The organism is Cohnella sp. (genome assembly GCF_041640265.1).
Taxonomy (GTDB): domain Bacteria; phylum Bacillota; class Bacilli; order Paenibacillales; family Paenibacillaceae; genus Cohnella.
The window spans coordinates 1-25,272 of the sequence record NZ_JBEQAP010000043.1 but is presented as its reverse complement, the minus strand read 5'-3'; the positions used below and the strand labels follow the sequence as shown (position 1 = coordinate 25,272).

The window sequence follows — 25,272 nt, the reverse complement described above, 5'->3', positions numbered from 1 at the left end:
AAAAGGGACCGATATATGCATAAATGCATTGACGGTCCCTGCTTGGCTATTCTGAAATAATGTCCACGATGACGCGCTTCCGCTCCTTAACAGCTGCGGAAGAGACTACGGTGCGTACCGCCTTAGCGATACGTCCCTGCTTGCCGATTACTTTGCCGACATCGTCGGGATGGACGGAAAGCTCGTACACCAGGCCTCTCGCGTCTTCCTTGACCTGAATTTGCACGTCTTCCGGATGATCCACCAACGCTCGGGCAATAACCCGAATCAATTGTTCCATGGCTCAGCCCTCCGGTACTTAGACGATTACTTCTGGAGCTTGGATTCGTGGTATTTCTTCATGACGCCTGCTTTGCTAAGAAGTGTGCGAACGGTATCGGACGCTTGCGCGCCGTTTTGCAGCCATTTCAAAGCTTTTTCCTCGTCGATTGTAACTTGAGCCGGTTGGGAAACCGGATTGTATACACCGATTTCTTCAATAAAGCGACCATCACGCGGGGAACGGGAATCCGATACCACTACGCGATAGAACGGAGCTTTGTGAGCACCGATACGTTTCAAACGAATACGAACTGACATTAACTTTCACCTCCTTGACTAAATAAACGCTGGGAAAACCTTTAGAACGGGAACTTCATGTTTTTGCCGCCGCCGAACATGTTTTTCAGGCCTTTCATGCCGCCCTTAGGACCCTTGGGACCCATCATGCCGGAAAACTGCTTCATCATTTTCTTCATATCCTCGAACTGCTTCAGAAGTCGATTAACATCCGCTACCGTTGTTCCGCTGCCTGCGGCAATCCGCTTGCGACGGCTGTAGTTGATGATATCAGGCTTCTTCTTCTCCACCTTCGTCATCGACTTGGCGATCGCTTCGGTGCGTGCGATTTGCTTCTCGTCGATTTTGAAGTTTGGATTGCCTTTAAGCTTGTTCATTCCGGGCATCATATCGAGTAACTGATCCAGCGGCCCCATCTTGCGAACCTGCTCCATCTGTTCAAGGAAGTCGTCGAAGGTGAAATCCGCGGTGCGCATCTTGCGCTCCATCTCTGCAGCCTTCTCTGCATCCATGTTACCCTGGGCTTTCTCAATAAGCGACAGCATATCCCCCATGCCGAGAATCCGCGAAGCCATCCGATCCGGATGGAACACCTCAAGCTGGTCAATCTTCTCGCCCGTTGAAGCGAATTTAATAGGGCAGCCCGTTACGGCTTTAACCGATAATGCAGCTCCGCCGCGTGTATCTCCATCTAACTTGGTAAGCACGACACCGGTTAATGCCAACTGCTCGTGAAAGCTCTTCGCTACATTAACGGCTTCTTGTCCAGTCATAGCATCGACGACTAGCAATACTTCATCGGGATTGACCGCCGAATGAATGTCCTTAATCTCCTGCATAAGTTCTTCATCGATCTGCAGACGTCCGGCAGTATCGATCAAAACATAATCATTGCCTTGGTCTTTGGCCAATTGCACGCCTTGCTTCGCAATCTCAACCGGGCTGACCTGATCGCCAAGCGTGAATACGGGCGCTCCGATCTGTTCGCCGAGCACTTGCAGCTGCTTGATGGCCGCAGGACGATAAATATCGCCCGCGACGAGCAGCGGCTTGTGATTCTGAGATTGCAGCAGCTTAGCGAGCTTGCCGGTTAAGGTTGTTTTACCCGCACCTTGCAACCCGGCCATCAGAATGACGGTTGGAGGCTTGTTCGCCTTCTTGAGCTTCTCTTGCGAGCCGCCCATGAGCTCCGTCATTTCCTTGTTAACGATATCGATAATGACCATCGCGGGAGTGAAGCTCTTCATCACTTCCTGACCGGTGGCACGTTCTTTCACCTTGGCGATGAATTCCTTAACGACTTTGAAGTTTACGTCCGCTTCCAGCAAAGCGAGGCGTACCTCTCGCATCGCATCATTTACGTCGTCTTCCGATACTTTACCTCGTGTCTTCAGCTTAGAGAATACGCTCTGAAGTCGGGTTGTTAATCCTTCGAATGCCATAATCCCATCCCTCCTTAGGGAACGGTTTTCACTTAATCTATTTCGTTATCTTGACCTCGCAGCTTAGCCACTGTCTCAGTGAGCGATTGACGCCACTCCAGCGGCAGACTCGCAATTTGCGACTCAAGCAGGTCGATACTAGACTGAAGATGCTCATGCCGTGAGACTAATCGAAGCTTAAGTTCATATTCTTCTAGAACCTGCTCAGCACGCTTTAGATGCTCGTAAACAGCCTGTCGGCTAATTTGAAAATCAGCGGCGATTTCACTGAGTGAATAATCATCGTGGAAATAACATTTGAGAAACGTTTGCTGTTTCTCCGTCAACAATGGTCCATAGAAATCATGCAGCACGTTGATCCGGTTTGTTTTCTGCAGTGCATGGTCATCCCAGGGCAACTAGCTCACTCCCTTCGTCAAGCACTAACGCGTCAAGGTAAAGAGCTTGACACCCAACTCACTTTTACTATGTTACGAAATATGCGGAGTGTTGTCAAGGGAATTTCCTTTACAGTGATCCTATTCCGTTATTGAGACAACAAGGAATAAAAGAGAATACGCCGAATAAGAAAATAAGCTGGTCACCTCTTGCTTTACATATAGCCTGTTGTCTTATATCAATAAGGAGCTGTTAGGTTAGATGAAACAAATTACTCTTCGCCAATCACGACATTCCGATGTTGAGACAATTGCTAATCTAAGGGCAATTGTACTTCGTAATGATTTAACCAGGTTAGGAAGGTTTGATGAACAGAAGGTGCGTCAACGCTTCCGCGATGCATTTGACTCCGATCACACTTGGATTATCGAGGCAGATTATTCATTTGTTGGCTGCTTCGCTTTTAAACCGACGTTAGAAGGTTATTTATTGGAACACTTCTATATTCATCCCGCTTTCCAAGGTAAAGGGATCGGCAGTCAAGTATTAAAAAACCTGCTTGGACAAAACAATGTAAAAGGAAAATGTGTAACATTAAATGTCCTGCAAGGAAGCCCTGCTAGACATCTTTATGAACGGTTTGGTTTTCAAGTTGACAGTGAGGATCCAATAGATGTTTACATGTCTAAAATTTGATACACATAGTAATCTTGTGCATGTACAGCTTTAAAACCAACAGATTCATATAACCCTAAGGCATGATCATTTTTCGTTTCGACCTCTAAGTGTACCGAATGACCAGCTGAGCTTTGATCTTTTAAGACTCTACGCAATACTTTTCGGCCGATTCCTTGCCCTTGCCACTCCGGTAGAATCGAAAAGCCATATATCCACGATTCCCCAGCCTCTAGCTTTAACCGGATTTTCCCTATCGTTTCCTGGTTCACTTCGATCATTAATATTTGACCGCTGTATCTGCTTTCCATCTCCCTAGCATCTTCTTCGTTCATACCGAACGCTTCAACTGACAAACGGATACGCATGTCTAAATCATCCGCAATTGCCAGTCGCAATGTAACATCGTCATCTTCCTCAAGAGATCTTTCTTGCCACTTCATCTGATGTTCCGAGAATGCATAATCTGCACCTTGTTTAATCAAAAAAGCTTTTGCTGCAACTGATCCAGCAGGTGCATTCAATAAAATTTTCTTGTATCCGATTTCTTTAGCTGTTTCCATGCCTTGTTGGAACAAACGATTGAAATGTCCCTTCCGTCGTTCACTTGGTTTAACCATGCCGCATACTTCGACTGTAGAACCAAAAGGATATAACCCCATAAACGCTACTAGTTCGTCATTTTCATAATGAAGAAAGTCTAGCTGAAAAGATTCGCGGCTTCCGAGCATTTCCCAGTTAAGTTTTAGTTGTACATAATCATAGGCTTCGCACTTTTTTTGCAGTTGTTCAATATCTTGAAGTTGCCGTTTCGTTAACATCGTTGTCTCCTATTAATTAGATAATTATCCCCTTTAAGCTTTATCGAACCAACAATAATTTCACCAATAAAATGAAATAAAGTAACTTGATTATTTGTGCTACTGATAAAATTAATTAGCCAAATAGATCTGGAATCCCAACCCAAAAAAGCAATTGTCTGTCCTGCGGATATCTATGCAGTTCCTAAACAGGTCGGTCTTATGGGCTTCGATGATATCGACACGTTGAAATATATTTCTCCCAGATTATGCTCCGTACGCGACATAACGCCGAAACAATTGGTACGAAGCATTACATTTATTTTTGGTTGTTTGCGATATAGTTCAGGCCCCAATTCTCTATTTGGAGAAGGATAGGATAAAGGCTCTTCCCTATCTCTGATAGCGAATACTCTACTTGGGAGGGATCTCGGAATACACTTGCCTGTTAATCAGCCCATCGCTTTCGAGCTCACGCAGCTGGCGACTGAGTGTTCGCTGCGTACCAACGGTTGCAGGGGCTTATCTTGTCGGAATGAAGTATAAACCTGCCGAATGTAAAAGTTAGTGGTATTGTACAAGTGTTTGGCATCTAAACACATCTGCTCGAAATATGGGAATAAGCGGTGACTATCCTTGATCCAAATCTGAAAAGTTTTGTAGGTGGCATCTGCCATGATTTCACCTCCTTCGACCAATACGAACATACGTTCGCTAATCTGGTTTTATTTTACCATAATATGCGCGATAGAGAGAGGTCTTTGAAGATATTTCACGGAAGTCGCCGATTCACCACCCTCTTAGCTCCTTGTGTCGCTTGAAGAGGGCGTCCTCTCGGCGGATATGATAGACACGGAACGCTTCACGTGAAAAGGGATTCTTTCAGTTCTAAAAGCCAAAGGAATCAACTGATTTTCAAGCTCAGCTTGATGATGGCATCGGCTGCCATTCGCGCGACAGCCTCCGCGCCTTGCTCATTCAAATGTGTATTGTCTTCGATCCCTTCAGGGTAGTTCGGAAGTTCGCACGGGCGCAGCCAGGTCAGCCATTCTCTCGATTTGGCGTCTCCCATTTCCTTGAAGGCGACGGCGCTTCGGCCGCACAAATCAATAAAAAGGACTTTTTCCTGAACGGCGAGCGCTTCCATCGACCTGGGATAATCGCCATGCGTGTTGATCAATAGACCGTCGACGTCAAAATGTCTGCGGCAAATGGACGAGATGAGCACGGGATGAGCCCCCTTCGCTCTCGCTCCGTCGATATATTGCTGCAAATACCGATGGTATGTGCTCCAAGGACTTGTATGAATTTCGGCATCTTCCTTACTGTCATTATGACCGAATTGAATGAACAAATAGTCGCCCGGCTTAATCATCTGCAAAATCTCCTCGAGCCTTCCTTCCTCGATAAAGCTCTTGGAACTTCTCCCGCACACTGCCTTATTTACAACCCGAACGGAATCGGGGATAAATAAATGAAGCTTATTCCCCCAGCCCTGCATGGGGTGCGATTCAGGCGGATAATCCGCCATTGTCGAATCACCAGCCAAATAAATCGTTTGTTTGTCCATAGCATCCACCTATTTCGTTAGATTGGTGTAGTTGATTTGACCTCTTCAATCCTGCGGTATCGAAACCGCGAAAATTCAGCCTCTCCGTTACCTGCCGCATAAATACCCAGACGAAGACCAATAAATTCGCCAAACGTATTATGGTTATAACCTGAGGCTTCAATCGATGAAGGATGCCGATTCCACCCAATACCATCAGTACTGTAAAACATCGTCACGGTATGGTGATCGTTCCTAAGCTTCAAATGAAGCCGGCAGCCCAAGCCTTGTACAGGATAGCCTTTGGTACCTCGCCGCATTCGGGAAATTTCATGCTCCGTAAAGCAAATCCCCGCATAACAGCGGTCGTTATAAAAGAGCACAAGACCCGCTTCAGCTTCAGGCCCGACCTTAATCTCAACTTCAGCTTCATAGGCCCTGTTGGGCGGAATGACGACCAGCGGTCCTGAATCCGCCGGTGAATCCCCTTTGGCCTTCAGCTTCAAGATGCCCCCGCCTGCTACATAACGTTCAGGATCCAGTTCCTTGTAGAATCGCCACTGCCAACCGAGCGCAGCACCTTGGAAATCGTCAGACAGCTCCGGAGTATTCCCTTTTACCGGCTTCATCTCTCCGTCCGTATCTTGCGATACGATCGGCCAGCCGTCTTCCGTCCACTCAATGGGGCTCAGCAAGGTTTGCCTTCCTAGCGTGTAATAATCCTTTTCATAGGCATGATAAACGAAATACCATTTTCCATCAGGTGTATCGATGAGCGTACCGTGCCCCTTGGACCACCAGCGTTCTTCCTTCGACCAAGTATGCACAAGAGGATTATAGGGAGAGTTCTCCCAAGGCCCTAAAGGATGTTTGCTCCTGGCTGCAACCGCCATATGGGTCGTCGCAGGACCAGCCGTTCCGCCTTGTGCGCAAATCAAATAATAATAATCGCCTCGGACTAGTAGCTTTGGGGATTCGAGAGCCATGCCTTCCACGACCCAATCCTCAGGGATTGGCCATCCTTTATAAACCGTTTGTAAGTCGCCGGTAACGGAAAGGCCGTCCGGGGCTAATGAAACAGCCCTTCCGTAGTTTACGTACAGGTACCTTTGCCCATCCGGCGCCAACAGGTGCCCCGGGTCTATCCCGTCTACTCTCAGATCAATCGGGTCGGACCAGGGCCCTTCCGCTTTCTCTGCATAGATGACATAATTCGTCCCGTTATCTGGAAAATAAATGTAAAAGAGTCCGTTCACATAGACCAGATCCGGTGCCCAAACATCTCCGACATAAGTCCGGAGAGCATGGCAAAGGGGGACCCAGTCGGTCAGATTGCGGGAATGCCATACGAGAAGCCCTGGAGCATACATGAAAGACGAGTGTGTCATGTAATAATCTTGACCTACCCGGACGATGGAAGGATCGGGATAATCGCCCCTTAGAATATCGATCGGATAGGTTGCGTTTATTTTCGAATTGGACATGGTCCTTATACACCTCACAGAAAAATCTTCCCGTCGTGGATAGCCCCCTCGACGATCCATGATACATCTGCATCAGTCAAGTGCAGACTTTAACACTTTCTAGTGTTACGAAGTAATCATTACTGCCGAATTGCGTGCCGTCTTTTTTATACCAGACCCCATTTTCCCCCGTTACTCCGACTTTCAGCGTATAGCTTCCATGTGAAAGTTTCGGGGAAACGTATTTCATATTAGAATCTGGTACCAAACTGTAAAAATCAATAATTGCGCGATGAATAAGTTCGTCTGTGTCATCATAGATGGAAAACTCCGCATAGCCGCCATGACAATCACTTGTACCGTAAACAATAATTTGTGATCCTTCAAAGGTATAAATTACTGAATCTCCTCGCCCATTTGAACGAAATGGCAAAGGTTCATCCATTCCTTCAAGAAAAACCTGGGAGATCGATTCACTCGCCCATACCGGCCAATATTCAAGAATGGAACATGTATCCTCTTTAACTACTGTGATGGGCAACCAAACCTGTGTGGCACTTGAAGCTTGACGAGGAAATGACCAACGATCTCCCATATAGATCGGTACTGTTTTCCCATCTGCTTCTAATGTAAAGACAAATGAACACTGAGAGTTATAGGTTAAACTGCCTTTCGGACAAAATAACCCTTGTTCTTTCCAAGGTCCATGTAAGTTGTTCGAAACGAAATAATAGTTGTCATTTCTTTCCCAGCTCGTTTTATTGGAGAACATCATAAAATAGCTGTCCCCGTGGCGGAACATTGCCGGCGATTCACCGCCAGGCGCAATATTTTCCGCAACCTTTTCCACTGCGGTCAGATAGTCATCGCTTAATCGATAAATGTTGCCTTCGTGAATCAATAAATAGGCTGTTCCATCCTCGTCAACGAAGGTACCCATGTCCCACATTTTAATGGGCTGCCCTTCGAAAAGCAGCGGTCCTTGAAACTTGAATGTACCGTCAATCGTATCGCAAGTCGCAAGCCCTATGCACGGATCCGTGTATTTCAAATTATCCGTGTGCATCAGCATGACAAAGGTGCCGGTTTTATGATTCTTTAGTACCTTTACCCGTTCTCCAATACGATCAGGGCCAAGTAGCCCTTGCTCCTGCGGCGGCAATACCAAGCCTTCAAAATGCCAATCCGACAGGTTATAAGAGGAATAACACGAAAAACCCACGAACTTATTAACATCGTTCGTTTTGTATTCTCCAAAAAGGTAGTATTTATCGCCTTCCTTTAACATACAAGCACCGTGTGCGTTGACCGTCTCCCCATTTTGATCAAACCACGGTACCCCGTTGAAAATATAAGCTTTATCCCTCATGATTTTATCCTCATCCCCGCTTTCCTGAAAAATTCGAGAGAGTATGATTCGGATCAAATTTCCGATATGTTTCACAAATTTTCGCAAACTTCTGTTCGGATGCATTCATATTGATTCCCCAGGCCCAGCAAGCTTCCACGGGCTTACGGAGAATATACTCATGCTTGCGCACAATACGATCAATATCGTCAGCATCGTAAATCAAGCTGCCATCCTGCATGCGAAGACTTTCGATCGAAGGGTAGCGATCGGTGTAATAACAGTCGGTTTCTAGTACGATGCCACCAGCGCCCAGCACCTCCTTAGCCACGGAGTAATACAAGTCGACGAAATCGCTCACACGGGGATAATCTCCGTAGAACATGTACATAACCCGCAGATTGTCATGCCTATTCAACAGCCGCTGAAAGACGTTTGTATCACCGCATTCAATATCAATTGTTGTATTGGGCGCATATCGGTGAATTTCGTCTATAATCAGTGAGAAACGGTCGGTCATAAAATCGGCGATCTGTTCACTGACTGTTTGCCAAGGCTTGTGTGATAACCCTTCTAGCTGCAAACTGCTTTGTCGCAGGCACAGGTTCGCTGTCTCCCATGGAGCTAGTACGCTTTCCCAGCATAGCCGAACTACATCGGCTTGCGCGTCTGCGGGAACATCGAAATTTGCGCTTGCCCATTGCTGAAGTTTCCGCGGATCGCCCCTAAGCGCAGTAATCTCTCCATCGCCAGGCTTCAAGTAGACACGTAGTCCGGCCTTATGTGTTCTTCGTACGAGGTTCAACCACCGCTGCTGCAAGCCGTTCTCATAAATGCCGTCCCGACTGAAACCGATGGCATCGAACGCGCCGCTACTAATAACTTTATCCAAATAGACTTCTTCGACATGAGAGAGATGACCTCCAGAATCCCAGGATTGCGGATGATGCCAGCCGGGAATCGTTACATACATGCCTGCTACACGTTCCCTTGTTCGTCCTATATCGGGTTTCCAGCCATTCTCTTGCATTGTGGTACGTTCGAAATTAGGTAGCGAACTCACATCCATTGCGGCCCATGCAACAGATGCGATTCGCTCTGTCGTCTCCTTGCTGTCGAATGGTTGCTCAGCCACAGTTAGCGGCCATTCACCTTGTCCCAATACAGTAAATCGTACAATTGCTGTCTCGTTAACAGGCAGCTTAAGCGTCATTACAGCTGACTCTACATCCTGCTGAACCGTGACGGAGGCATTAGCCGACGTCCGCACTGACAATCCTGCGTCGTTTGCTTTCGTATAATAAGCTGCTTCCTGTTGACTGAGGGCGATGGATTCGGAGAAGATGAAGTTTCCTTCCAGTGGTAGTGTATAATAGTCATTCCCCGCAAACCCAATAGCTTGAATCGCAATGTCAAAATAAGGCATATCCTCATAGAACACGTAGTCAACGCAAACTGAACCGCTAAGCCCTTCTTCTTCAAAAACCAAACGAAACATCGGGTTATCCGGCTCCTGCTTGTTAGGTATGAATAACTTGGCATACCAAAGCTTCCACTTCTCCCCACGTTCGGAGGTGAGTGCGAATTTATGCCCGTAAGCACCAATTAAATCCATGCCTCCAACACGGAACGATCCTGCTCCACTTGAAAAGGAAAGACGTTCATCGAAGGGGAATTGTCCGTGACAAAGTCGAAAACCAATCCATCGATCGTGGGTGTTGAAGGTAAAAAAGTCAGACCGGACTTCAATACGTGCCTGATCCGCTTTGAAATAATACTTACCTGTTTCCATAGTCAGACCCATTCAATTCACACTCCTACTAGTAATGTGTCGGCTTTACTTGCCATTAACCTTTTAACGCGCCGATCATGACACCCTTCATAAAATACTTTTGCAAAAATGGATATAAAGCCAAAATCGGCAATGTCGAAACTAGGATGGCAGCGTACTTTATCGTCGCGGCAACCTCTTGCTTGGACAGGAATGTGACATTCTGACCCATCATAATTTCCGTTTCGTTATCAATCAGTATTTGCCTCATCACAAGCTGTAGTGGATAGAGCTCACGATCTCTTAAGAAGATCATCGCATTGAACCAGCTGTTCCAATGGGCTACGCCGTAATAAAGAACCATAACCGCAATAACAGGCTTGGCTAAGGGCAGATAAATTCGGAATAGAACCATCCAGTGTCCAGCGCCGTCCATCCGTGTGCATTGACCGTCTCCCCATTATTATCAAACCACGGTACCCCGTTGAAAATATAAGCTTTATTCATCATGATTTTATCCTCGTCCCTGCTCAATTCTCGTATAGACACTGCGAGTAATCGATCGCTTCCGCATCATGCCCTGGTTTGCGCGACAGTTCGCCTAGCAGACTTATATAGAAAGACTTAATATAAAACAAAGTGTCCGAGTTGATTCCTTAACCAATTTCCAGGTTCAGCTTGTTGATGGCATCGGCCACCATTCGTGCGACTGCCTCTGCACCTTGCTCATTCAAATGCGTATTGTCTTCGATTCCTTCGGGGTAATTCGGATGTTCGCCCGGGCGCAGCCAGGTCAGCCATTCTTTTGATTTGGCGTCCCCCATTTCCTTGAAAGCGACAGCACTTCGGCCGCACAAATCGATGAAAGGGACTTTTTCCTGAACGGCCAGCGCTTCCATCGATCGAGGATAATCGCCGTGCGTGTTGATCAGAAGGCCATCAACGTCAAAATGTCTGCGGCAAAGAGGCGAGATGAGTACGGGATGAGCCCCCTTCTCTCTCGCCCCGTCAATATATTGCCGTAAATGCCAATGGTACGTGTTCCAAGGACTTGTATGTCTTTCGGCATCTTCCTTACTGTCGTTGTGACCAAATTGAATAAACAAGTAGTCACCCGTCTTGATCATTTGTAAAATTTCTTCAAGTCTTCCTTCCTCGATAAAGCTTTTGGAGCTTCTCCCACACACGGCCTTATTCACAACCCGAACGGAATCAGGAATAAATAAATGGATCTTGTTCCCCCAACCTTGCATGGGGTACGAATGAGGCAGATAATCCGCCATTGTCGAATCGCCAGCCAAGTAAATCGTTTGTTTTCCCAAAGCATCCACCACCAATTATTAATAAGCACCGGTTTGCATATTCCAGCCCGGCGCTTTTTTTGCTTGATTTATTCCGTTATAGACACTCAGACGCCGAACTTATCCGCCAGCCTTTGGGCTAGCTCATCGTCTGAGAGAGGATTGCGGTGCGTGTTCTCCAAATAAATGTGTTTCTCCGTTTCCGGCATCAGAAAATTCTTGTACCACGCGAAGAAATCGGGGCTGTCGCCATGCATGCGAAGCCAGCGGCGGAGCGTGTCCATGTTCTCCACCGTGCTCTTGATATTCGTCAGCCAGTCTGCCCGGAAGAAATTCGCCCATTTCCCATGCTCGGCTTCCTTCATCGCAGCAAGGCCCTTCTCGTATTTCCACATCGCCTGTGAAGCATAAACGAAGGCTAACGAGTAATTTCCCTCGTGGTAAGCCTTATACGATTGACCCAGCTTATCGAAGCCCTCGCAGCCAGACAAATGCAGCTCAGCGTGAAACCGCAAATGATCCTTTAACCGAAGGCGGTCAGGCTCCACCAGCTCCGGCAACAGCTCTTCAATCCGGCCCATCAGCTCGATCCAACCCGGAATAGCGTCAACGCACTTCCGGCGCAGCCGCTCGACCTGCTCCGGAAAATCGACTTCTCCGGTTACCCAATACAATCGTCTGTCCCGTTGATCCGCCTTCCCTTGAAGCCAGTGTCCGACGATTTGGCGGGCCGGATGGTGATAGAATTCGTCTCCCGCCCGGTCGTCTTCGTTCGGACCATATGAAATCGTCCGTCGCGCATAGTCGCGGAACATCTCGGCGATTTCCGGAGAACCCGAGGGGAACATTCGGCGGACAAACGACCCAAGATGCTCTTCAGTATCCGCCTTCCCACGCGTCCACAACTCCCGTATCAAGTCCAGCGTATATACGTGCGGCCGGATGTTGCCGCTGTTGACGAGCACGTAATCCTTAGCGCTGACCCGAAATGCCTCCCCTATCTCTCTTCTTATCAACTCGGCATCGGCCGGGAACAACGTTAAATGATTGGAGGCCTGCAGATCGTGAAACGTCACATGGTAGTAAATGCCGTGCTTCCCTTTTTCATGCGGCTCGGGCAAAGCCGGTACCCGCAGATTCAGGTTGCCGTGGCGCCGGGACACCATCTTGCCGTATCCATTGTCCGCCCAAACCTTGATAACGTCGTCCGGAACATTGACATGACCTGCTTTATATAATTCCGAGATCTCCCCATACAATGCCACGCAATACTGCGGATCGGCTACCTTGCTGCGAACCATATCGTATTGTTTGCGTATGACTCGGCTGATCATTTCTCCGCGTTTCTCGGGCGTGTCGAATGCGGGATCGTTTATCCAGAAAGGCTGGTCTCCTTGTCCGCGGAAAGATAGAACCCGAACAATGTTGCGGTCCTTCTGCTTCTCGATCGCTTCTTCCCACAATGCCTCGAACAGCTCCGGGTTCTCTTGATAGCTCGCTTTCTTTCCTTCATACGCTCTCAGAAACATCTCGGCGCCTAATGGCTCTGCATGGTGGTGAGTAATCCATAATCCCATCTCTGCCGCCAAATCGGCATGGATCCCGTGCTTCGGCAGATCGGTGCCGGGTATGACCATATTCCCTCCGCAGCGCAGCAGCGCCTCGAAGACCGGCTGCCATACCTCGCGGGTCGGCGGGTATTCCTCCTTCCACCCGATCAGGCACACCTCGTCATTGACGAACCAGCCGCGGAACCGGACGAACGGTTCCGGCGAATCGTAATCGTCGGCAGACATTTCAATTCGGCTGCGCTGTACGGGAGGCAGGTCCGCCCAAAACCAGAACGGATCGATGCCGAGATATTTCCCGCTATACTCAAGCATGCCGAAAACCAGTCCAAGATCGTCTGACGCAGCAATATGAAGTGTCGTTCTATCGCCATCTTGGAAGAAGCGGAAGCAAAACGCCTCCGGCCGTTCCGGGCACCGGTCTTCAGGTACCGCATAGCGGATCACCACGTCTGCAGGAGTCTCCGCCGCTGCCGAAGAGAACCTCGGAACTGCCCCCAGCACCTGTTCATGATCCCGCTTCACCATCTCCCAAGCATGACGGATAGGCGAAGCCGGATTGGGCGGAATGCGGTAAATCGTATTGTTGTCAATGATAAACACCAACTTATATCTCCTCCTCACTAATAACTGAGGTGCTTTTTTTTATTGATTGTAAGATGGGGTTAACCTCTGGCCAGTGCATGGAAGTTCTCTTCAACATAGCCATTTAGCTCAAAAGCGTTTTGGTTGGGTACAATTATCGCCGGAGATTAATTAGAGCTGCTTTTTTATAACTAATTCTTCGAAAACCACCATATTTTCCAGAGGACCGACGTCGGGATTATCCCTTAAGCGATCCGATGAACATGCCTTTGTTGAAATACTTCTGCAGGAACGGATAAATGACCAGCAATGGCAATGCCGTAATCAGGATCGCCGCCATTCGCGCCGCCGGGGTGTATTCAAATATCGGATCGATGAGTTCACCGATTTTTTCGTCCTCCAGAATTAACATCTGTCTTAAAAATACCTGCAGCGGCCATTTCGAACTGTCGTTCAAATAGATCACGGCCGAAAAATAGGTATTCCAGTTTCCTACAATACCAAACAAGGTAAACGTGGCAATCACAGGCTTAGACAAAGGGAGGATGAGAGTTGCAAACAATCTCCACTCCCCGCATCCGTCGATCCTTGCAGATTCCTTAAGTTCATAAGGCAGCGATGTGAAGAAGCCGCGTATGACGATTACGCTAAACGCACTTACGGCTCCCGGCAACCAAAGCGCCCAATACGTATCGACAAGATGAAGCCCGGATACGACCAGGTAAGTTGGGATGAGGCCGCCGGAGAATAGCATCGTAAATAGGATCAAAAAATTAATCGCCGATCGACCCCTGAGCCAGCGTTCCGACAATCCATATGCCATCAAAGCAGTCAACGTCATACTAATGAAGGTTCCGAAGGCGGTAATGATGACTGAGCTCTTGAACGCGCTGACGAAACCGGGGTTGTGCAGCAAATATTGATAGGCTTCGAGCGTCCAGGAGCTTGGGATGAGGAAGAAGCCTCGCGTGTAGTAGTCCCCCTGCGGTGCGAACGAAGTTGACACGATATAGAGCAGTGGAAACAGGATCAACAGCGTGAAGACGATCAGGAAGGCGTATACTAAGACCGTAAACACCTGGTCTCCCTTCGACATTTGTTTCATCTTTAGTAGACTCCCTCCTCTCCGAACCGCTTGGCGATCTTATTGGCTGCGACAATCATCACGAGTCCAACGACGGATTTAAACAATCCGACCGCGGTCGAGTAGCTAAAGTCACCCTGCACGAGACCTATGCGGTATACGAACGTTTCGAATACGTCCGACACTTGGAGGTTCAACGGATTTTGCAGCAAGAAAATATGCTCGAAGCCAACATCGATAAAATTACCGAGCCGCAAAATAAACATAATCACAATGACTGTTTTCAACGACGGCAAAGTAATATGCCAAATCTGACGCAGCCTGCTGGCGCCGTCCACCTTCGCGGCCTCATACAATGCTGGATCGATCGAGGCAATCGCCGCCAAATAGATAATCGCGCCCCAGCCGGCCCCCTGCCAAATATTATGGAATAACCAAATGAAGCGGAAACTCCCCGAGTTTGACAAAAAATTGATGCTGTCAATCCCTAAAGTATTGAGGAGCACGTTCACTCCGCCATCCTGTGTACGAAGGAACAACATCGTGATCCCGACGATAACGACCCAGGATAAAAAATGAGGCGCATATAATATAGTTTGAATCGAGTTCTTAAAATATTTGTTGCTCACTTCATTGAGAAGAAGCGCAACCATGATTGTAATCGGGAATGCAATGAACGTATCCAGCAGGTTCAGGTACAATGTGTTTTTTAATAAAAGCAAGAAGTCGTGCTCCGAAAAGAGGCGAACAAAATTTTTGAGCCCGATCCACTCGCTCTTCCAGACGCCTCGGAACGGCGAATAGTTCTTAAATGCGATGAACACACCGAACATCGGTACGTATTTAAAAACGAGGAAAACCAACAAACCCGGGAAGATCATCAAATAAAACGGGAAAGCGCGCTTCAGATAATCATTTCTTTTATTCGCCGAGGGTAATCTTTCGGATCCAACGGACTGCGCAAGTGTAGCGGGTTGATTCATGGTCTCCAAGCTCCCTTCTATTGTGTCGCAACACAAGCGCCAAGATGAGAACAGGCCGCAAGTGAGGATGCGGCCTGTTCTAACCTGGCTTGTGAAATCGGTTATTTCTTGGCTGCTTCGTTGATTTCTTTTATAATTTGTTCACCGCCGCCTGCAAGCCATTCCTTGGAAGCCTGTTCGATATATTCGATCGGCTGGTTGCCAACTATAATCCGTACAACTGCTTCTTCGAACTTGACGTCCAACGTAGCCCATTTATCCTTATACGCTTCCGAGTAGAATGTGAATCCAAACGCCGGATCCTTCCAGACATATTTCTTTGCGAGTTCCTCATAGGCATTATGACGGTCGATTTCTTCCTGGCTTGACCAGAGGTAGACAATGAAATCAGTGCCAGGGCGTTTAAACAGGTTGCTGTTCAAATAGCGCGGTTGGTTGTTTTCCCACTGCTCAGTAACTTGATAGGTGCCGTCGGCATTCTTCGTGTAGTCGACTCCTTCAATACCATTCTTCATAATCGAACTGCCTTCATCGGTGACCCACCAATCGAAAATTTGCAAAATCCGATCTATCTTCTCATCATCCGCCTTCGCGTTAATGACCACCTTTAGCGTGCCCGTCTTTTCGGCAGTGCTTCCTCGGACACCCGTCGGTCCGACAGGCGGAGCCATTGGCACAAGCTCCGGATTCAGGCTCGGGTTGGCCTTCTTGATATCCTCTTGGAGGACATGGTAGGCGTTATGATAGTGGTACAGCCCTATCTTGTTGCCTTTCTGCATTTCAAGAACTTCATTCCCTTTGCGAAGCACAAAGTCTTGATCCAGTACTTTTTCGTCGTAAGCCTTCTTCAAGAAGGCAAGATAAGCCTTATACTCCTCTACTTGCGTATGACGCGGGATCAGCTTTCCGTCTTTCTCCATCCAATCACTTGCAATGCCGAACGCATTCCGGACCAGCGGGTTCATATTCATGCCGATCGTGTCACCGTTAACGCCGTTCTGGTCGGGGTCCTGCGTCGCAAACGCCTTAGCGATTTCATAAAGCTTGTCGACCGTAAACTCATCTTCAGTGGGAAGCGATATGCCAAGGTTATCCAACCAATCCTTGCGAATTTGTACCGTGTCCCGCGCTATCCAGGAGATACTCGGGATCCCGTATAGCTTACCTTCCGGATTCAGCAGCTTCATCGCTTCGCTGTCGAGCGGGAATGCCTTATTCAGATTCGGGTATTTCGCCCATACTCCGCTCAAATCTGCGAATGCGCCTTCGGATGACCAATTCAGAAACTCGGCTCCGGAGGATCTGTAAATGTCCGGAAGATCGCCGGAGGCTGCCATAACCTTAAACTTTTCATTATATTCTGGTCCGTTAATGAGCTGCAGCTTGATGTCGACATTGAATTTCTCGTTCAAATACTTGATGGTCGCATGATCATCCGTCCATTTCCCGCCGCTCCAATACTGTGTAGCGATCGTAATCGGGATCTTCTTTTCATTTTTTGCCGGTTCCGACGCTGGGGCTTCCCCCGTGTTTGTCGACGTGTTATTCGTCGACGTGTTTTCCTTCGTTGCATTTCCGCCGCTGTTGCTAGTTGAACAACCGACGATCAGGCTGAGAGACAGGAACAACATTGCGACCGCTTTCAAAAGCTTCATAGTAACGCTCCCCTTATGGTGTTTTTTATTACAACTCTATTTTATAGCCTCTTCAAGCCTCTAAAATTGTACAATCTAACGAAATGTTATCCTTTCTTATGAACGGGATCCTTACCGAAATGACCGTTCCCTGATTCGGGAAGGAATGGATATTGACTCCGTAGTCTTTGCCGTAATAAAGCACCAACCGATTGTGCACGTTCGTAAGCCCGAGTGAGTCAGACGCTTTCACTCCATGATTTGGCTGTTCGGTGATCCTCATCAGCCGCTCTTTCAGATTTTGCAGAATTATGGCATCGATTCCGGACCCATTGTCCGCAATCTCAATAATTAAGTCATTTCCTTCGGGATACGCGCTAACCATCACAGCGGCCTTCCCATTACGGGGCTCAACCGCATATTTCACGGCATTCTCGACGATTGGCTGTATAGAAAGCTTGATGATGCGCGCGTGCAAATATTTATCGTCCACATAAACCTTGCTTTCGAAATGCCGGGTAAACCGAATGTGGATAATCTCGAGGTATCGCTTCAGATGATCCAATTCCTCTGCAAGACTAATCTCCGACTGCTCCAGCTTTGCCGTAAACCTGTAAAACGAAGCCAAATTTTCCGCCATCTTTTCGATTTTGGGGACCCCCTCCAGATAGGCGATGCTTTTGATGATATCGAGCGTGTTGTATAAGAGGTGCGGGTTGATTTGATTTTGCAGCGCTTGAATCGTCGCTTCCTTCTGAAGCAGCTGCGTCTGGACTTCTTTAAGCTCCATTTTGTATACCGTATTTACCAGCTCACTCAGCCGTCCGGCCATACGATTGAAGCTTAAACTCAGCAACTGGATCTCGTCGTGCCCTTGAGTGACGGGCGCCCGTACGGTTAAATCGCCGGTCTGCAGCTTTTCCATCGCTTTTTTCAGTTGGATCATCGGTCGGGTGATGTGATTTGCAGCGATCGGCACCGCAAGCATGATGAACAGGATGAGCAAAACCATCACAACGACGGCGGATATCTGCGCGATTTGGAGACCAGTGGCCATCTCCTTCAGAGGCACCAACGCAATCGTCTTCCAACCGGTCAGTTCGGAAATGCTGTAGGAAACAAGATACTGATTGCCCTGCCATGTCTGAAGGTTGTTTGGCTTGTCCAACGCAAGCCATGAAAGCTCGGTTTCCTCGATTGGGGAAGCGAGGATGTCCTCGCCGGGGTGGTATACGATTCTTCCGTCCGAGGATACCATAAGGATGTAGCCGGTATCGCCTATCCGCATATTTCCAATCATGTTCTTGATTTCGGTCAATCTCATATGCAATACAAGCCGACCCGATAGGGTTGTGTCCTTCACGTCAAAGATTGGAATGGCAACAGCAATGAGCGGAATGGTTCGACCGTCCTCGTAGAACGTCGGGAATAATTCCAGTTTTGTATTCAGGGGCCGCCCGTACCACGGAAGTCTTGCCAGTTGGGCATCCGTGAAAGAGCCCGACGCCTGCAGAACTCTCCGATCCTGCGACATGAGATAGATGTTCTCGATCTCGGGATAATTAAACGCAATGTACTTGTTGAGAGTGTCTCTGATCATGTAACGATTCTCCAGACTCATCGTCGAATCGTCTCTGAGCCAATCCTGAATCAAGCTCGAATTGTCCTGCTGCAGTATGCTTGAATAACGCAGCACACCCGCGTTCATGGCGTATGTGGATCTGGCAATCTGCCCAATATAAGTTTCCAACTGATGATTCAGACCTACCGTCGTGGTTTCGGCGATATTGTAAAAATCCTGCTGCGTCGCCCGGCTGTAGTAGAAATGAGAGATATAGTTCATGGATAATACAGCGACCAATGCGATACTGATAAAGCTGGCGACGATTTTCTGCCTTAAGGATAGACGTTGGAACAGCTGCTTCATATTCATTTTCATATCCCCATACTCTTTCGATATTCATTCGGGGACATCCCCGTCACATTTTTGAACACCCGTATAAAATAATGCTGGCTTGAAAAGCCGACCTTCTCGGCAATCAAGTAAATTTTATCGTCAGAGCTCCGAAGCCATTCCTTCGCTTTCTCAACCCGTACCTGGTTAATATAGGTAATGAGCGACTCTCCGGTATACCTCTTAAACAGCGAACCGAAATGGGAGATGCTTACATTCGTATACTCCGCCATTTGTGTCAGGGTAAGATCGTCCTGGTAATGGGCATGAATGAAATCACATGCCGATTTAATGATTTGTTTGAATTCCTTCTTATTGCGTTCCGGATAAAGAAACCAGAATTCCGCCAATTTGCCCAGATGCTGTCGAATTTCCGGATCTGGAACCCCGCTAAAGTGAACCATCAAGGAATGCTCCGCTTCGATGCTGGTCAACAAGAAGCTGATCTTTGATTCCACAATCCGGAGCAAGCTCAGGTAAGCGCCATAGTTTACATGTTTGATCGTGCGGATATTGTCAACAAGTTGATACAGGCATTTCATGCCCCCTGCCGGGTCAATATCGTTGATCGTATCGAAAAACGTCTGGATTTTCATCAAATAATGGTTCATTTTCTCGATTTCCGTCAATTTCCCCATCACTTCGAACAGAGAGTCCTGAAGTTCTTCCCGTTTTACGGGCTTAAGCAGATATTTATTGACGCCGTAACTGATTGCTTTTTGCGCATATTGAAAATTTTCATATCCGCTGATGATAATGATCGCCATTGGGATTTTATTCTCCGAAATGTTCCGCACCAGTTCCAGACCGTCCATCACCGGCATCATAATATCCGTTATCAATACAGTCGGCCACAATTGCTGAATCATGTGCCATGCTTCCATGCCGTTCGTAGCGTCGCCTACGACTTTAATATCATGGCCGAAACTCTCTACCATTTCTACAATGGCCGCTCTGATCCAAGGCTCGTCTTCTGCCACCATAACCTTAAGCATATTGAACCTCCCTCTTCTTTTTCATAATCGAAACAAACGGAGCCCCCGTCCGAAATGATGATGGGGGCTCCTAGTTATCCACTGTCACATCGATAAAATCAAGCATCTTCTCCGCGTGTAACGGTAAATTTCCACCGCGGCGTATTTGGAATTATCCGCCAGCTTTCTGATTTTACTTACTGATCGTTTCATGTGACATGTCCTTTTTTTCTACAATTATGCTCGTACCCTTTATGAAAAACAAGCCTTTCAACTCTCCAACTAATGGTATTAACGGAAGGGAGAACGCAACCGACGAATCGGACTATGCTTTAAAAACTTTGATAAACCTCTCACGCTAGAGGCTATGGCTGATGTCATCGGCGGACACCACAGCACTTATGTACGCTTTTTAAAAAGACAACGACTATAAGAATTTTTCAATAAATCCATTCCGTTAGAATTAAAAAAAAGCAAGGAACTCCTGTTGCAACATCCTTTAAATACAAATAAAAGAAATCGCTCCGATGGCCGGTTTTTGAAGATGCTAACTATTTCAGTTCCGTCTTTAGAAAGTTTGAACAGATCAGTCCCAACCAATTTAGAAAGTTATATCATCCTCAGGTAGACATGCCTTGATATAGCTGGGCGCACAACAAAGACGCGCAGTATGGCCTACTACGCGTCAGCAGCAAAACGCACACGACACCAGTCCGGGTCAATAACCGCCGCCAGTGTCAGTGTCGAGCCAATCAGGCAATTATAGAAAGGACACAGCCGCACGATTCTGGTGCTTAGCAAACTTAATGATGGCCTCGTACTGTGACTTCGCGATCCTTCTCTGAGACATCGGGAGAAGTGGATTTTTCACAACCACAGCAAGCTTTTTAAGCTCCTGCATTTCCTCTGGGGTAACTTTAACGGTTGTACGCTTCACCATATACTCTCCTTTCAATTCACTTCTGATTTTCACTTTCATCCTGATCTGTAACTTCTTCAAGAACGGTTGCGGATAATTCTTCATTTGCCTTGCCCTTCAAATAAGAAAGCCCGGCATATCCAGCCAATAATGCGCTGCTGATGACAGCAAAGTCGTTATCCGTTTCTGCTAAGGCTAAAGCCGTTTTAGCTAAAATACCGGTTCCAATAGCAATCAACAAATCCCCTAAAAACCCTAAGTCAAAGAACACTCTTCTTGACGCATTGCTCTTCCTTCGATAGCCCAGTATAAAGAATATATAATGATAAGACCTTCGCAGCCGCAGTAATAAACGATTTTTAGGAAAATCAACTTCTTCGTCCTCAAATTCAATGACTACCTTCGGTAATTCAATAGTTCCGTTTTTTACAAAATGACCAATTAATCCGCCGATAAGACTCATAATAATAGGCAGACGAAACACTTCCATAAAGCCTGGAATCGTGGTAATGTCTGCCATATCAATCCCCCCATATGATATGTGGAAATTACAAAAAGAGACCCTGCAATTGGGCCAGAAAATAAGACTTCAAATCGAATATAAGAAAAATGGGTTCCCCCCAAATTTATGCCCATAGGCAGCACGATATTCCTTATCATTAATTACTCAGCCATTCTTCCCACCCTAATTTTGCTTGCCCATTATCGCGGCGGAACAGACCCATACTTGTGAAAGGTTCATCGTGTTCAGGATCATACAGGAAACTCCATACCGCCATCTCTTTGTTCATGTCTCTTGCCCGATCAAAAAATGTTTTTATGAATTGTTCCTGTTCGGCCTCGCTGCTTTCCCAACCTTTCACCAAGGTTGAGCTGTGCCAGCCGATTTCGGTGAAAAGTATTGGTTTATCTCCGGTGAATTGTCGGATACTGCTATAGTAATCGGTTGGAATATCGGACGGGTCCTTATAAATGATGCCGGGATAAGTCGTAAACGCGACCGCATCCGCCTTGGTGAAACGGTCCAGCAGCGCCCACTCCGGTTGGTCAGGATTGTTGATACCACCAAATAATCCGCCATGCAGCCCTTTCATTTTTTCAAGCTGAAATACGGTGAAAACGACCGTGTCCGGGGATTTCGCTTTTATTGCATCATAAACGTCATCAAAAAGCCGGACAAAGATATCAAAATCTTCTTCCGAGTTTTCATAGAGCGTATTGACTTCGATCCCAAGCCCCAAGTACTTCGGTTTATGTTTGCCGGTAAAATCCGTTGCTAGATCCCGGTAAGTTTTGCGTGTATTCTCATCTAATTTGCGAAGCACTTTTCCCTTGGAATCGAAAAACTGAGCCGCGATAATCGGCGTGTAACCGTACTGACCGGATAAAGTTGCAACCACTTCAGGTGCGGCACCTTTCACTCCGAGCTCCGTCCAATCTCCCGCCCACATTACCGCGTCGACCTTCTTATCGATTTTATTAAAAAAATCGGAGATATCATCCGGCTGAAAGCTTTTCGGAGACAAGGAGACACCTTTAAGCGGTTTGTTCAACGGCTCGCTGCTCTCGCCCTCATTGCCAGGATCGTAGATCGGAGACCCATTGTGCTCCTTAAATTCGGAGACTTGCTCTTTGGTAATGTAAGATACCGTTCCGAGCAATAAGAGAATGAGTGCGATGCGACCGGTTAAAAACCACGATTTTGTTCGCCGAGAGAAAGGTTGAACTTGAATGAATCTATTCAGATAAAAGCTTGCCAGGAAACACGCCAACGCGATTGCCATTAGAATAACACCGGTAACCGTCCATATTCTAGTGACATCCTGTTCGAATTTGCCGTACATGTTTATGATGTTTTCTTTGAACTTTTCGAACTTGATGACGGATTCCAAACGTTCGGACGGATTGATGCGGCCAACAGCAAAAACCACACCGAACAGCACTGCTGAAACCGCGCCCAGCACAAGTCCGGTCCAGCGTAATAACGTTTTCGGATAGAACGTGATCGCAAGTCCCGCAACAAAAACCATGGCCGTTATGAACCAGAGCGTTTGCTGCGTGTGGCGTATCAAATCATAACGCGCCTTCATTTGTTGAATTCGCTCGGCTTCGATGTAGACACCTTCGAGCGGCAAAGCGACGGGGAGCCGGTTATCCATTTCTGTGAATAGGCGATTTTGTTCTTCTTTTGGCAGGTCAGAGGCCTGTAAACGTTCTTGGACGCGGTTCAATACCTCTGTCCGTAAGGTGGGTATTTCAAGCGGCTGTATGTTCTCACTATTTCTAAGTAATACATCCCAGACCGAGCGTTCCACTTCCTGTATTTTCTCTTCGATCCACTCGGGGGTAATAATAGTCCGTGCAGATTCGCTCAATATATCGAGGAACTCGTTTTCTGTGACTTGGCCCGACTCCGGAGCATTCTGCATTTTGTCCAAAAATTGTTCAGTAAATAACGTGTACGCTGCATCGTACATCAAGCCTTCCGATAAATACTCTCCCAAGGAGTACGGTTTGAGGATGGTCAAATGCAGGGAGTTCAAGAGTATGCAAAGTATGATTAATACTACCGACAACATAGTAAACGGAATATATGTCAAGCCTTTCAAAATCTTCACGATGGCAGCTCCTTCACACGCGTGTCGACCTTGATTTAATTTCGACATAATGCGACTTGAGTCCTGCCTTGATTCGGATTGTTGGAAAAGATGATTATTTCAAGTATGTTAAAAAAACACCCCCTATGAACATAAAGCCATAGTAGGGTGCATAAATAAATCTTCAATTATTTAGTTTCCGTATCCTCAGCCTTTTCATCCCCAGCCATTCCTGCAAACAAAGCATGCACGAATTGATCCGCATCGAATGGCTCCAGGTCGTCCATCTTCTCGCCTAACCCGACAAACTTCACAGGGAGCGAAAGCTCGTTGCGGATGGCAATGACGATTCCACCCTTGGCTGTACCGTCCAGCTTGGTCAGTACTAATCCGGTTACACCGCTCTTCTCTCCAAACAACTTCGCTTGCTGCAAGGCATTCTGACCGGTTGTTGCGTCAAGCACCAGCAGTGTTTCGTGCGGCGCACCTGAAATTTCTCTTTGGATTACACGATGAATCTTAGAGAGCTCCTCCATTAAATTCACCTTGTTCTGCAGCCGACCCGCCGTATCGCATATCAGAACATCAACGTTTCGTTGCTTCGCCGCCACTGCCGCGTCGAACATAACCGCGGCAGGATCGGAGCCCGATTCCTGCTTGATTACGTCAACTCCCACACGCTCGCCCCATACCTGCAGCTGCTCAATCGCTCCCGCGCGGAAAGTATCTCCTGCCGCCAAGAGAACCTTCTTGCCCTGTTGCTTATATCGCCATGCCAGCTTTCCGATCGTAGTTGTCTTACCCACGCCATTTACGCCAACGAACAAAATAACCGTTATCCCGTTCGGGTTGCTGTTCAAGTCAGGACTCTCATCGGTGCCTTTAAGCATATTAACGAGCTTCTCTGACAGAATAGGCTGCAGCTCAGACGGCTGTTCGATCTTACGCTTCTTCACTTCCGCACGCAGATCATCGATCAAGCCCATAACCGTGTTCACGCCGACATCTGCACCGATCAGAATTTCTTCCAGCTCCTCGAAGAATTCTTCATCGATTTTCTTGCGTCTTGTGAACAGCTCCTCTACCTTGCCAACGAAAGCGTCGCGTGTCTTCGCCAACCCATCGCGGAATTTACTCGTTACCGCTTCGGTCTTAGATGCGATACTTTCCTTCAGTCTCTTGAAAAAACTCATTTTTGTTACCTCCAGCCTGTTGCTCTTTTAACATACTATCACTCTATGCCGTTCTTAAAATAAGCACTGATTGACCAAAATATCGGTGCATTTAGCACGCTGTGAGCGTGTTAAATCCTCCAATCGCAGCATTTCGGTGCATTTAGCACGCTGTGAGCGTGTTATATCCTCCAATCGCAGCATTTCGGTGCATTTAGCACGCTGTGAGCGTGTTAAAGCCTCCAATCGCAGCATTTCGGTGCATTTAGCACGCTGTGAGCGTGTTAAATCCTCCAATCGCAGCATTTCGGTGCATTTAGCACGCTGTGAGCGTGTTAAAGCCTCCAATCGCAGCATTTCGGTGCATTTAGCACGCTGTGAGCGTGTTGTACTCCCTCAGTATGATGAGTTTATCTCACGTATGCTCGCTTATTCGCAGGATTTCAGATAACTTGGATAAGCTTTGAATGGGGTATAGGGATAGTAACCATAAGTGACAAGGGGTTGGTGCAGTTAA

General features: G+C 47.3%; 21 protein-coding genes and 3 pseudogenes. 1 reads left to right on the top strand and 23 read right to left on the bottom strand.

Annotation, left to right across the window (positions count from 1 at the left end; all coding sequences use genetic code 11):
* Positions 1–46 precede the first annotated feature (46 nt).
* From ACESLK_RS23040 to ylxM, 4 genes are read right to left on the bottom strand one after another with little or no spacing between them, the layout of a single operon-like run.
* Positions 47–280, bottom strand: a complete 234-nt coding sequence (locus ACESLK_RS23040) for a KH domain-containing protein (RefSeq protein ID WP_373232055.1) — start codon at positions 278–280, stop codon at positions 47–49.
* Between the two features lie 26 nt (positions 281–306).
* A complete protein-coding gene (gene rpsP / locus ACESLK_RS23035; RefSeq protein ID WP_373232054.1) occupies positions 307–579 on the bottom strand; it encodes a 30S ribosomal protein S16 in 273 nt (90 codons plus the stop codon).
* 41 nt (positions 580–620) lie between these two features.
* The gene (ffh, locus tag ACESLK_RS23030; protein ID WP_373232053.1) at positions 621–2,000 is read right to left on the bottom strand and encodes a signal recognition particle protein; all 1,380 of its coding nucleotides are present in this window, start codon (positions 1,998–2,000) and stop codon (positions 621–623) included.
* Positions 2,001–2,032: 32 nt separating this feature from the next.
* Complete coding sequence (gene ylxM / locus ACESLK_RS23025; RefSeq protein ID WP_373232052.1) at positions 2,033–2,398, bottom strand: YlxM family DNA-binding protein; 366 nt, start codon at positions 2,396–2,398, stop codon at positions 2,033–2,035.
* A gap of 241 nt (positions 2,399–2,639) precedes the next feature.
* Between ylxM and ACESLK_RS23020 the strand changes: the two genes are divergently transcribed.
* On the top strand, positions 2,640–3,074 hold the full coding sequence (locus ACESLK_RS23020; protein WP_373232051.1) for a GNAT family N-acetyltransferase: 435 nt from the start codon (positions 2,640–2,642) through the stop codon (positions 3,072–3,074).
* Here the strand turns inward: ACESLK_RS23020 and ACESLK_RS23015 are convergent.
* From ACESLK_RS23015 to ftsY, 19 genes and pseudogenes are all read right to left on the bottom strand, one after another.
* The gene (locus ACESLK_RS23015) at positions 3,056–3,874 is read right to left on the bottom strand and encodes a GNAT family N-acetyltransferase (RefSeq protein ID WP_373232050.1); all 819 of its coding nucleotides are present in this window, start codon (positions 3,872–3,874) and stop codon (positions 3,056–3,058) included. The genes ACESLK_RS23020 and ACESLK_RS23015 overlap by 19 nt on opposite strands.
* A 298-nt stretch (positions 3,875–4,172) precedes the next feature.
* Positions 4,173–4,306, bottom strand: a pseudogene (locus tag ACESLK_RS23010) (winged helix-turn-helix transcriptional regulator).
* Positions 4,307–4,359: 53 nt separating this feature from the next.
* Positions 4,360–4,530: pseudogene (locus tag ACESLK_RS23005) on the bottom strand (RNA-guided endonuclease InsQ/TnpB family protein); the annotation flags it as partial.
* A 227-nt stretch (positions 4,531–4,757) separates the two neighbouring features.
* Entirely contained in the window at positions 4,758–5,423 is a 666-nt protein-coding gene (locus ACESLK_RS23000) for a rhamnogalacturonan acetylesterase (RefSeq protein ID WP_373232049.1), read from the bottom strand.
* Between the two features lie 17 nt (positions 5,424–5,440).
* Positions 5,441–6,886 (bottom strand): family 43 glycosylhydrolase, encoded by a 1,446-nt coding sequence (locus ACESLK_RS22995; RefSeq protein ID WP_373232048.1) that lies wholly within the window; start codon positions 6,884–6,886, stop codon positions 5,441–5,443.
* A gap of 76 nt (positions 6,887–6,962) precedes the next feature.
* A complete protein-coding gene (locus tag ACESLK_RS22990; RefSeq protein WP_373232047.1) occupies positions 6,963–8,234 on the bottom strand; it encodes a family 43 glycosylhydrolase in 1,272 nt (423 codons plus the stop codon).
* A gap of 10 nt (positions 8,235–8,244) precedes the next feature.
* Positions 8,245–10,017, bottom strand: coding sequence for a hypothetical protein (locus ACESLK_RS22985; RefSeq protein WP_373232046.1), 1,773 nt, complete (start codon positions 10,015–10,017; stop codon positions 8,245–8,247).
* A 43-nt stretch (positions 10,018–10,060) separates the two neighbouring features.
* Positions 10,061–10,432 (bottom strand): annotated as a pseudogene (locus ACESLK_RS22980) (carbohydrate ABC transporter permease); the annotation flags it as partial.
* 208 nt (positions 10,433–10,640) lie between these two features.
* Entirely contained in the window at positions 10,641–11,306 is a 666-nt protein-coding gene (locus tag ACESLK_RS22975; protein WP_373232045.1) for a rhamnogalacturonan acetylesterase, read from the bottom strand.
* An 86-nt stretch (positions 11,307–11,392) separates the two neighbouring features.
* The gene (locus ACESLK_RS22970; protein ID WP_373232076.1) at positions 11,393–13,456 is read right to left on the bottom strand and encodes a glycosyl hydrolase 115 family protein; all 2,064 of its coding nucleotides are present in this window, start codon (positions 13,454–13,456) and stop codon (positions 11,393–11,395) included.
* A 220-nt stretch (positions 13,457–13,676) separates the two neighbouring features.
* Positions 13,677–14,543, bottom strand: a complete 867-nt coding sequence (locus ACESLK_RS22965; RefSeq protein WP_373232044.1) for a carbohydrate ABC transporter permease — start codon at positions 14,541–14,543, stop codon at positions 13,677–13,679.
* A 2-nt stretch (positions 14,544–14,545) separates the two neighbouring features.
* The gene (locus ACESLK_RS22960) at positions 14,546–15,505 is read right to left on the bottom strand and encodes an ABC transporter permease (RefSeq protein WP_373232043.1); all 960 of its coding nucleotides are present in this window, start codon (positions 15,503–15,505) and stop codon (positions 14,546–14,548) included.
* Between the two features lie 101 nt (positions 15,506–15,606).
* Entirely contained in the window at positions 15,607–17,160 is a 1,554-nt protein-coding gene (locus ACESLK_RS22955) for an extracellular solute-binding protein (protein WP_373232042.1), read from the bottom strand.
* A gap of 52 nt (positions 17,161–17,212) precedes the next feature.
* Positions 17,213–19,078, bottom strand: coding sequence for a cache domain-containing sensor histidine kinase (locus ACESLK_RS22950; RefSeq protein WP_373232041.1), 1,866 nt, complete (start codon positions 19,076–19,078; stop codon positions 17,213–17,215).
* The gene (locus ACESLK_RS22945; RefSeq protein WP_373232040.1) at positions 19,075–20,088 is read right to left on the bottom strand and encodes a response regulator transcription factor; all 1,014 of its coding nucleotides are present in this window, start codon (positions 20,086–20,088) and stop codon (positions 19,075–19,077) included. Before ACESLK_RS22945 ends, ACESLK_RS22950 begins: the two co-directional genes overlap by 4 nt.
* 739 nt (positions 20,089–20,827) lie before the next feature.
* On the bottom strand, positions 20,828–21,004 hold the full coding sequence (locus tag ACESLK_RS22940) for a hypothetical protein (RefSeq protein ID WP_373232039.1): 177 nt from the start codon (positions 21,002–21,004) through the stop codon (positions 20,828–20,830).
* Positions 21,005–21,023: 19 nt separating this feature from the next.
* The gene (locus ACESLK_RS22935; protein WP_373232038.1) at positions 21,024–21,506 is read right to left on the bottom strand and encodes a hypothetical protein; all 483 of its coding nucleotides are present in this window, start codon (positions 21,504–21,506) and stop codon (positions 21,024–21,026) included.
* 139 nt (positions 21,507–21,645) lie between these two features.
* A complete protein-coding gene (locus tag ACESLK_RS22930) occupies positions 21,646–23,604 on the bottom strand; it encodes a hypothetical protein (RefSeq protein WP_373232037.1) in 1,959 nt (652 codons plus the stop codon).
* Between the two features lie 167 nt (positions 23,605–23,771).
* Positions 23,772–24,776, bottom strand: coding sequence for a signal recognition particle-docking protein FtsY (gene ftsY, locus ACESLK_RS22925; protein WP_373232036.1), 1,005 nt, complete (start codon positions 24,774–24,776; stop codon positions 23,772–23,774).
* Positions 24,777–25,272: the final 496 nt, after the last annotated feature.